7 protein-coding genes are annotated in these 9,890 nt (G+C 59.8%); 2 read left to right on the top strand and 5 right to left on the bottom strand.

Annotation, left to right across the window (positions count from 1 at the left end; genetic code table 11):
* Positions 1–243: 243 nt before the first annotated feature.
* The 3 genes from SO140_RS44830 to SO140_RS44820 all read right to left on the bottom strand — a co-directional run bounded on the left by SO140_RS44830 (position 244) and on the right by SO140_RS44820 (position 5,647).
* Positions 244–3,057 carry a hsp70 family protein gene (locus tag SO140_RS44830; protein WP_498544107.1) on the bottom strand — a complete coding sequence of 938 codons (2,814 nt, stop codon included), beginning with the start codon at positions 3,055–3,057 and terminating at the stop codon, positions 244–246.
* Positions 3,058–3,079: 22 nt separating this feature from the next.
* Complete coding sequence (locus tag SO140_RS44825) at positions 3,080–4,912, bottom strand: Hsp70 family protein (protein WP_474804904.1); 1,833 nt, start codon at positions 4,910–4,912, stop codon at positions 3,080–3,082.
* A 114-nt stretch (positions 4,913–5,026) separates the two neighbouring features.
* Positions 5,027–5,647 (bottom strand): DUF2760 domain-containing protein, encoded by a 621-nt coding sequence (locus tag SO140_RS44820; RefSeq protein ID WP_474804902.1) that lies wholly within the window; start codon positions 5,645–5,647, stop codon positions 5,027–5,029.
* A gap of 677 nt (positions 5,648–6,324) precedes the next feature.
* Between SO140_RS44820 and SO140_RS44815 the strand changes: the two genes are divergently transcribed.
* Positions 6,325–7,260 carry a DUF5996 family protein gene (locus SO140_RS44815; RefSeq protein ID WP_474804787.1) on the top strand — a complete coding sequence of 312 codons (936 nt, stop codon included), beginning with the start codon at positions 6,325–6,327 and terminating at the stop codon, positions 7,258–7,260.
* Positions 7,261–7,833: 573 nt separating this feature from the next.
* Here SO140_RS44815 and SO140_RS44810 read toward each other — a convergent pair.
* Complete coding sequence (locus SO140_RS44810) at positions 7,834–7,986, bottom strand: hypothetical protein (protein ID WP_498544106.1); 153 nt, start codon at positions 7,984–7,986, stop codon at positions 7,834–7,836.
* A gap of 998 nt (positions 7,987–8,984) precedes the next feature.
* Between SO140_RS44810 and SO140_RS44805 the strand changes: the two genes are divergently transcribed.
* Entirely contained in the window at positions 8,985–9,497 is a 513-nt protein-coding gene (locus SO140_RS44805) for a Phasin protein (RefSeq protein WP_498544105.1), read from the top strand.
* Positions 9,498–9,587: 90 nt separating this feature from the next.
* On the opposite strand, the gene SO140_RS44800 is transcribed toward SO140_RS44805, so the two are convergent.
* On the bottom strand, positions 9,588–9,890 hold a 303-nt coding region (locus tag SO140_RS44800; protein ID WP_498544104.1), incomplete at its 5' end, for a hypothetical protein.

Raw genomic sequence — 9,890 nt, 5'->3', positions numbered from 1 at the left:
TCAGTCCTGCCAACTAGACAGACTGAATCACTGGTATCTCTGAGTCGCAACCGCGGCCTTTTTCAACGGAATCGGCCCTTAGCTGGCGGACCTCGCTTGGGTCAGCATTTGTACGGGCGGATTTATGAGTACGCCTTAGTAGAAATATTGACTCACGTCAAAGCGGTGCGGCGGCGACCGTGCTTGCGACTTCATCACGCTTCTCGGCGGCGTGGCTGCTAGCGGCGCGGGCCTTGCGCATGTCTATTCGATCAGGATCAGACCAGGAGGGAGTGAATCGTCGTATAGACCGGCCCGATCGGATCGTCCGATCGGAACGAAACCTTTGATTTTTGCGGTCTGCAGCGCAGGAACGCCGGATTTCTCCAGCTTGCCGGCAATCAGGCCGCGCAAAGACATGGGTAGATCCAGGCTCCGATCGTCGACAACGCGCGCGGCCCGGAGGAACAGAATCTGCAGGTCGAGCAACTCCGGCGTGGTCCAATCGAAGCGCTGGAAAGCCTGATACGCGTGCTCGACGAGATCGGGCGAGACGACACTCTCCGGCCCTGCGTAGAGCGGAGTGCGGCTGAGCAGGAGCCCGAGCGCCGCAAGATAAGGAGCGCAGTGCCGCTTGGCCCGTGCAAGCGTCACCGCGATGTCGCAGAGGCAACGCACCAGTTCCGCCTTGGTGTCGTGGTGGATCAGTTCCAGGGATCCAGCCAGACGCACGAGTTCGTCGGGCGCCCTGCCGCTGCGGATCCTCTCGATCTCTCCGGCCATAAGCCTAGTCTGGCGTTCGCGCGTGAGCCCGCCCGCCACCCGGCGCCAGAGGATGTATTCTTGGCTCTTGATGCGCCGACCAGGAAAACACGGACCATCATCGTGCACCCGCCACAGGGCATCGATACGAAGGTCGTCCCGGACAACGCCGAAGCCCGGGCGCAGCAGGAATCCAGCCATGATGAGCCAAGCCTCTTCGTGGTCCGCGGAACGTCGTCTGTCGTCCCGCCGCTCCTCAAGCGCAGGCCAAAGGGCGCGCAGCAGGGGCCCGTTCCATTCACCTCTGGCAGACGCGATGATGCGCTCCATACCCTTGAGGATCGTGGCAGCAGTAATCTTGTTCTTCTTGTTGTTATTGGCAGGCTGGGTGAACACGATCCCGATCTGCCTACGTGCCGTTACCAGCGCGTCCGCTGAAGCGTTCGGTTCAATCGGAGCGTTTGCCTCCCGCGCCCGCCCCGCACCGGGCGCGCCCGCGACGCCTTGGACGTGCTCGCGCATGTTGAATTCCAGCGGCCAGGACTGCTGGAAGGCGGGATCGGCGCTGACGCACGAGATGTGGAGCAACCCCAGTGCGTTCATCCGCGCTGTCAGACCGACGGACAACATCCCGCCCGTTTCCGGACCGGATAGCTCAGCCGTCCTGACGATGGTCTGGAGTGGGGGCAACGCGTGAAATTCGCCTTCGGACCAGGAAACGATGTCTCCGGCCCGGCTAACGTTCTTCCGGGTTGAGGAATAAGCCTGGAAGCGCACCAGCTGATCGGTGCGAAGCTTAAGCCCAAGATCAGCGATCTCAAAAAGCTGCGACGGCGCTGCACCCTGAGGAAGAACGCATACGAGGGGCGGGCGCACAGTCTGGCGATCCGTTGCTTGTATCCCCTCCACTTCGAGAAATATCGCAGCGGCGGCCCCAGCGGCGATGCGACCCGAACGGTGGTGGAGAAGGGCACCAAATCGCGCGGCTCCACGCGCCACCGCCAAATCCGGCTCCTCGTTCTTCAGAACTTGGGGTACGAAACCGTTCTGCCAGCCTCCGATCTGCTCGCGGAGTCTTTGGCGCAGGAGCGGCGGTCGGACGGATCCGCCGTTGAACAGGACGGCATCAATGCGCGGGCCGTCGTTGAGGAATTCGGCAAGGTGTCGGGTTATCGCGCTGTCGGGAGGATAAGGAAGCCCCCATTCCCTCAGTGCCGCCTGCGTCCGGTACGGCCGCGCCGCCGCGTCGCAGAAGGGAAAAAATCCGTCCAGCAATAGGTTCTCGACTTCCGCCCGCATCACCGTCGCCGTCTGCGAGCCGCCGACCATGCCCGACCCGCGACCGGCCAGTGCAACAACGAACCGCTCATCCGGCGGCCCCGTAGCGGCGAGCGCGAGCTCTTTCAGATGACGGCAGGCGGCGACGAGCTGATCCCATTGCGGGCCGGAAAGCCGGCCGCCCGCCCCAGCAAGCCGCGGCTCCAGGAAATGGGCGACGGCAAGGTCGACATTGTCGCCGCCGAGCAGCGTATGCTCGCTCACCGCGACACGCCTGATGTCAGGGTCCGGCATTTGCTCGTTCAGGCGAACTTCAAAAATGCTGAAATCCGACGTTCCGCCGCCGATATCGATAACCGCCACGTGTCGCAGCCCAGCATCGCCGTTGTCGGGCTGCTGCCATAATTCGCGCGCGGGGTCGTGGCTTTCCAGCCAGCAATAGAACGCAGCCTGTGGCTCTTCGAGCAGTCGCACATCACTGGGGAAGCCCGCTTCCTCTGCGGCGGTAATCGTCAGTCGCTGCGCCGCCGCATCGAAGGAAGCCGGAACGGTAACCGTGACGTCCTGATCATCGAACGCAAAGCCGGCCTCGGCAAACCGGCTGTTCCAGATCCCCCGCAAATAGTTCAGAATCAGTGCCGAGGCGCGTACCGGCGAGATTTTCTGCTCACGTGCCAGAACCGTTGATCCCCATGGCAGAAAAGGTGCCAACCGGTCGGCGGCGTGATGGCAAAGCCACGACTTCGCGGAATGGATGACCCGTCCGGGCGCTTCGCTTGCCTTTATGCGTGCAAAAAGGCCGACGATCCATTGTCCGGCTTCGACCTCCTCACTGCGGAAGTGTGCCGCGACCGCTTCCTCTGGGAGGTACAGGAAAGAAGGTAACGTTGGCTTCTCGGTCAGACTCGTCAGGCCTTCCCATTGCGGGACGAGAAGGACTTCTGGCGTCCCCTTGCCGACCAGTGGCGCGAATGCGAGTGCGGAGTTGGTCGTGCCGAGATCAATACCGATGGCGAAGCGGGCGCGGTCTTTCGTCAAGAATTACCTCCAGGGGCGGCCCCTATTCCGTGCGGACCTGGAACTCAACCTTCCATCGGCGATCGGAGTTCGTGTGCCGCATCCAAAGCTCAAGGATGCCAAGTTCGGTGACGACGGGACTGACGCGGACTGGCACCACCTGCCCCATCGGGACGTCAACGGCTGGGATCGCGACTTCGAGTAGGCCAGCGTCATCAAGGTCACGTTCGGCGTCGGGGAGTATCTGTCCCGGCGTATCGCCGCTTCGTACCGATGAGGAGAAAAACCGAAACTCCGCCGTGCGGCCGGTGACAAGGCCGAACTCGCGTCCTTCGATTAGCAGTTCCGTGCCTTCCTGCATCCCCTGCGGGACAACACACAATGCCTTGAGCGGCGGCTTGTAGCCCGGAACGGCGGGCATCGACGCTTCCAGGCCGATGTAATAGGAACGCGCCGCGCCGGCCTTGATGCGCACGCCCTTGCCAGTGGCGCGGTGGCGTCCGTAGATCGCGCCGCCGCGTGCGACGGCGAGGTCTGGTTCGAAACCCTCCAATTCGCGGACTGGCTGGCCCCCATTCCAGGACGCCAGCAGCTCAAGCACCCGGGTACGGATTGGGGCGGCCTTGAAAACGCCCCCATTGAACAAGACCGCGGTCGGCATCAGCACCTGCGCGTCAGCCGAAACCTCCACCAGAGCGGCAAGCTTTTCGCTTGCCTTTACGTTCTGCAGACTCCGAGCGAGAAACTGGGCGATATGCTTGCTGACGACCGGGTCGGAAGCATAGGGCAAACCGAATTCCTGCAGCCCTGTCATGCGGCTCTCGTGCGGCAGGTCGTCGACACTGGTTCTAGCGAAAAAACCGTCGACGACAACTTGCTCCAGTGTCTCGCGATCGAGAGTCGTTGAGACAGTTTTAGCAAGCAGGCTGGAGCCGCGCGACGGGACCGCGATCGGCGCCTGCGCCAGCCCGGCATCATCAAACAGCACGATCTTGGCTTTGGAGGCGGCATGCACGAGCGCCAGGAACTGCCAGGAATCCAGTCGTTTGCCCGCGGCCTCAAGCTTGGCGTTCAGCGCATACGCGAGCGCCAAATCCATATTGTCGCCACCTAGCAGAATGTGCTCGCCGACGCTGACGCGCTCAAGCTCCAGCTGTCCTTCGACATCTGTGACCGCGATCAAGCTAAAATCCGCTGTCCCACCACCCACATCGCAGACCAGCACGATGTCGCCATCAGCAATCAGTTTTCGCCATTCTCTGCCCGTCTGCGCCATCCAGGCGTAAAATGCAGCCTGAGGCTCCTCCAGCAATGTGACGTCCTCAAGGCCCGCAGCCTTGGCAGCCTCGGCCGTGAGGCTTCTTGCGACCTCATCGAACGAGGCAGGAACGGTTACAACGATCTCGCCTTCCGCGAAGTCCCAATCCCGCCCCTGCGCCCGCTCGGTATGTAGCACCGCCTCCCTGAGATGTTGGAGGTAATGGCGCGAGCATTCGAGTGGCGAGAGCTTCTCTTCCGCGATGTCGGATCGCCAGGGCAGAATCTGCTGCTTCGGGTCGATATGCGGGTTGGACAGCCAGGATTTGGCGGAAGTCACAACGCGATCAGGCACGAGCGCCCCCCGCTCGCGCGCGAACTGGCCAATGATCACGCGCTCCCCGGCATCATTCCAGGGCAGAGGAAAAGAACTTTCCGGGAACTCCTCGGAGTGCGGAATATAAACGGCGGACGGCAGTGTAAGCATCTCGCCGATTTGTTTCGGCCCTACGGTCTGCGCGATTTCGATAATCTTGGTCTCACCACTCTCGAGATCGGCGATCGCGATTGCGCTGTTGCTTGTGCCGAGGTCGATAGCAAGACTGAAACGAGCGCTCATAAAGGGTGTCCTGGTTGTCGTCCTGTTAATTCGCGTCAATAGCCGCGCGTGATGGAAAGCGCCGATTGTACGTGATCCGAGTCGGCGCCAGGCAGCCGGCCGATGCGGACCCGCTTATCTCAGTTCCACCTCCGCCGGAGCGATTGCTGGAAGTCGATCGGTCGAACTCCACAAAACGCGCGGTAGATTCACCGCATCCGTTTTCCAGCCGTGGTGGACAAGCACTCCCGAGAACGGCGCCGGGCCGCTGATCTTGCCCAGCAGTCGGTACTCGTCCGGCGAATAGCCAGCGGCGACCTGCACCATCGATCCCTCTCTCTCTGCGCGCACGGGGGAGATTCGGAAGTGCTCCAGCAGGGCGGTCTTGCATCCGGCATGGACCACGCGCGCGGCCGCCCCAACCTGTGCGTCATCATGCGCGTTGATGTCGTCCATCAGGAAATCGACCAGCCGGCCCCTTGCCTGCAGCATCGCCAAAAAGCTAACGATCTCGGCGTCTGCCCGGGTTACGCGAGTCGTAACAGGCATCGGTCGGGCCGCCTCAGCACCAGCACTTCGGCTATCCCGTGACGGGCCGCGCCAGGCCATGATCGCTATCAGCGCGACAAGGCTCAGCGCCACCGCGCCACCCGATAGGTATATTTGGAATGCGCTCGCTGCCGGCAGCAATTCCAGAGCGTTCACCACGACCAGGAGCAGGACCACTATAATGGCGATCGCTTTCATCGCATGCATGTTTAGTCGCAGCTCCCTTTTGACCCGCATTAGCGTTGATTGACGCTTGTCCCTCAAGGCTATGCGGCACGCCGCCTGGAAAAGGTCAGGCCCGATCTCGCCGCGTCAGCAGAGCGGGCAAACCTAGCCCGCTGTAAAGCGCGGGCGCGGACCCGGTTAGGTTTCCACAACCATCGAGAGGTAAGCAAATCACACTTTGCTGCGGTGCACGAGACGAGAAGTGGGTCTGCGCTCACGTGCCTTCGTCCTCCACCGATGTCGATATTGGTGGCAAAGCGGACACCACCTTACCGAGCGTCCGGTAAGAGCCTTTTTGTGATGGGGTGGACGCACTGTGTCGCGGAGTAGTCGCCGAGCCGCATCAAGCCGAACGGCAGATAATAGAGTGCGCCTCCGAGTGCGAAGTAGAGTAACAGCGTCAGCGCATTCGTTGCGGAAATTTTCGTGGACCGCTTTGCGCCACAAGCGCCTACACTCGGTCCCGATGGATATGCTGAGTACGTCGGTTAGGCCCAATACCAGGCTCTGTCTTCGGTGCGAATTTGCGCATTATGGCGTCACAATGGCAGACTAGCTCTACTCGCGCTTCATCGTCTAGCTTTGAGCGCGAATGGACCTCGCCTAACATCATCTCGGTGCTGTGACCACCCGGGTGGAGCTTAGTTGGAGGAAGCACTGTGAACGCAAACTGGCCAGACATCCCGTTCGAGAACTGGCGCGAGACATGTTCCGCGCTCCATATGTATTCGCAGGTTGTGGGTAAGTACCGACTTGCACGAACGCCTTGGCTCAACCATTCCTGGCACGCGACCCTCTACGTTAACGCACGTGGGTTGACGACTTCGCTGGTACCGGACGGGGCTGGCATTGAGATCACCCTTGATCTCCGGAAACATGCCGTCATCGGAGAAGCAGCAGACGGGCGCACGACTGAGCTTCCGTTAGGACCGATGTCTGTGGCTGACTTCTATGCATATTTCCTCGAACTCGTTCGGCGTATTGGGGGCACGCCGGAGCTTCACGACCGACCCAGCGAGGTGCCCGCTCCCATCTCATTTCGCGATGATCGGCAAACGAGACCCTACGATGCTGCAGCCGTGACAAGGTTCTTCGAGGCGCTCGTGCTCGCCAACAATGTATTCACCCGATTTCGAACCGGCTTCGTCGGAAAGGCTAGTCCCGTTCATCTCTTTTGGGGCAGCTTTGATTTAGCGGTCACGCGCTTCTCCGGACGCCCCGCGCCCCTACATCCGGGTGGCATTCCTTCTTTGCCGGACGAGGTGACCCGCGAGGCATACAGTCATGAAGTCTCATCGGCAGGTTTTTGGCCGGGCGGCGGCGGCACGGACTTTGCGGCCTTTTACTCCTATGCCTATCCCGCTCCTGCAGGTCTTGCGGACGCGAAAGTGATGCCCGATGGAGCCTACTTCGACCGGAAGCTCGGAGAATTTCTCCTGCCTTACGATGTGGTGAGACAATCAGCTGCCCCGGAGGTAGCGCTGATGGCCTTCCTGGAGAGCACATATCTGGCCGCAGCCGACCTCGGGCATTGGGATCGTAGAACCCTCGATTGTCCCACTGGCGTAGCCCGCCGACCGCGGCCATTGAGCTAAGGGGCCCAAGGTCCCGCAGCTGATTTTCAACTTGAAGACAGCGAAATCGATAAACTCTGAATTATCGGCAAGCGTGATCGCTCGCGTCGACGAGCTGGTTGAACAGCTTGGTCGCCATGTCGGCTTCTGGTTCGCTGATATGCAAACCAGATGGTTTCGCTGTCTGGTTCTGAGGTGATGTGTTGAAAAAGTCGCACTCGCGAAAGCACCTATAGCGCCAATAAACCAAGTGGCATGACCTGGACGGCCTTTATCTTACTGTTGGTGATGGCGATCGCAGCCTCGAAGTTCGTGCGCCACTTGCCAGTGCTCGCTCAATCTTCACCGATGGCCTCCACCGATCGCGATGAGAACTCGCCCAACCCGAATCCCATTAGCGCAGCGATATTTTAGCACTTTCAAGCGCTTGGGGCCAAACACCAGCCAATAACTGGTCGCTAAAGGGATAGGGGCCTGTACCGGGAAGAAGTGGCAAAGTGACATACTCTCCCGCTCGGGCGCGCTCAAGCATGCCCGGGAGTGCGGATGAGTTATGTTCACTTTTGGACATACGAAAAGCCCAACGATCAGGACTTACGGTTGCAGCAGCGACAAGATGCGATGCCGATCTTGCTGAAGGCGGCGCTGATTCTCACGCAATCCGTCCAGTTCGGCTTGAGCGTTGCTGGTGTCTTGATTCTGCCGTTTCAAACTAATGACCAACGCCTCCTGTTCCTCGCCGCTCACCCTCAACGACCTCGCGCTCCAGCTGTCTCAGCTCATCCAGAAGTGCGTCGTTTAACATCACCAAACGCGCCGCCTCTCCGACAAGCGACCCCAGCGAGAGGGATGCCGAGGCCGCCAACCTTGTAGGAAGGTTTTCTCTCGGCGTGGTTTCATTGGAGGCTTTTACCGAGAGTATGGAGATGACTAGCTCTGTCGAGAGTCGTTCCTCTGCCAGCATTGAAACGCCCAGCGGTTCAAGTTGCCCCCGCTCCCTTCGAATCCAACCGATTCAGGGATCAGGCTCGCCTAGGAACGGAGGGTAGCGTCCACCGTTGCTTTAGGCGGAGCGCGGCACGGTTTGCTTGAGAGTGCTCAAACCAAAGCGTTTGCCTCGATCTGCCAAAACTTCGCTGTGCGCAAACGTAAGAACAAAAGGGCAAAAACATGGGCGATAAGCTACCGCCTCCACCGAGATTTATGGTGCGGCAGGCATCTCAGGGTTGGATGGTCTACGATCGACAACGTAAAGGCCCCGCATTGTTCGGGACTGATCTAGGTCTGGCTGTCAATTTGACGAAAGACCAAGCCGAGCGCCTCGAGCGGTCGCTAGCTGCGGACCTGAGCCCAAAAGACAATTCAATGGTGTCAACGAACCGATCGCTCTTGGTTAGTCGTTAGCGCAATGTGTGCCCGCTCCGATTACTTAGTCTCTAGACTTCCGTTAATACGTCGCAATGCTCCCCCGGGGTGCCTGCCAACAGCTTTTGGGCTTTCCGTTTTGCCGCCGCGTCGTTGGCGCATTCAAACTCCACCGCACCGACTAAGTCGCCGAGAGCTAAACGTTCGCTCGGTTGGAGTTGCTACCTAAAATCAACGTCGACCGCCAGAACGTGCGATTGAACGTGCGATTGATCTCAGTTCATGCGGACATTTCGAGGGTTTGGAACGCCACATCGCAAAGCCTGTTGTCTTTTCAGAAATGACCGTTGTGGTCGCACCCCATTTTCTTGGAGCGTCAGATGAGCAAACGCAAATTGGCAACAGCGTCAAAGCGCGTCCGCAATCCTAAAAAGGCCGCGCGAGCCCAACGGAACAAGCAGGCCATTGTCAGAAGCCCGAAAGTCGATTTTCTGCGCTTTGTTGCAGCGACCCCGATTGAACCACCTCTTAAGCTACATGACGATCCAAAACACGATGCTCCCCTCATTGAGACCCGGGTGGATGCGTTGCCAGGTGACCTCAGTCAGAGGATGAGTGATAGCGATCCGGCGAAAGGCTTCGATTTAGCGACAACAAACATGCAGGCTTATCAAGCCAAGCTTCTTGAGATAGCCCAGGCCAACGGGCAATTTGCTTTTGAGTTCTGCCTGAGGCTTATGGCGATCAGGTCACCGTTCGAATTTGTCGCCCTCATTGCAGAATTCACAAGCAGGCGGATCGACATGTACGGGAAGTATTCGAAAGATATGACTGCATATCCGTTCTGGGGCATCGCGGCGGCCCGGGAGCTCACGTCTCTGCCGCGACGATAACTGTACCCGTTGCGGCAAATGAGTGGTCGCATATACGCACGCGCGGCCGGGAAGCGCGGCTGAAAACGAGGAAGCAGGAATCCTCGTCCGTCAGGGGCCCGCTCCCAGAGTAACCCCGCTAGTGCGGAATATCCAAAGGTTGACGATGTCCACGACTGAACCCTGCTGATCATTTTGGCCGGACTTGTCGTTCTGATACTCAGCAACATCGCATTTCAAGTGGCGGCGGAGCGAAAGAATCCCCCGATCGGGGCCTTCACCGAATGCGACGGAGTGCGCCTTCACTATATCGAACGGGGCGATGCCGCCGCGCCTTGGACAGCCTCTGTTCGGCGACAAGCGAAACCAGTAGTAGCGGCAGCGCCGGCAGCAAGCCAAGTGGCAGCCGGCATC

The organism is Bradyrhizobium sp. UFLA05-108, from assembly GCF_059803455.1.
The sequence above is the reverse complement of the archived record's forward strand: the minus strand, read 5'-3'. Positions and strand labels throughout refer to the sequence as shown.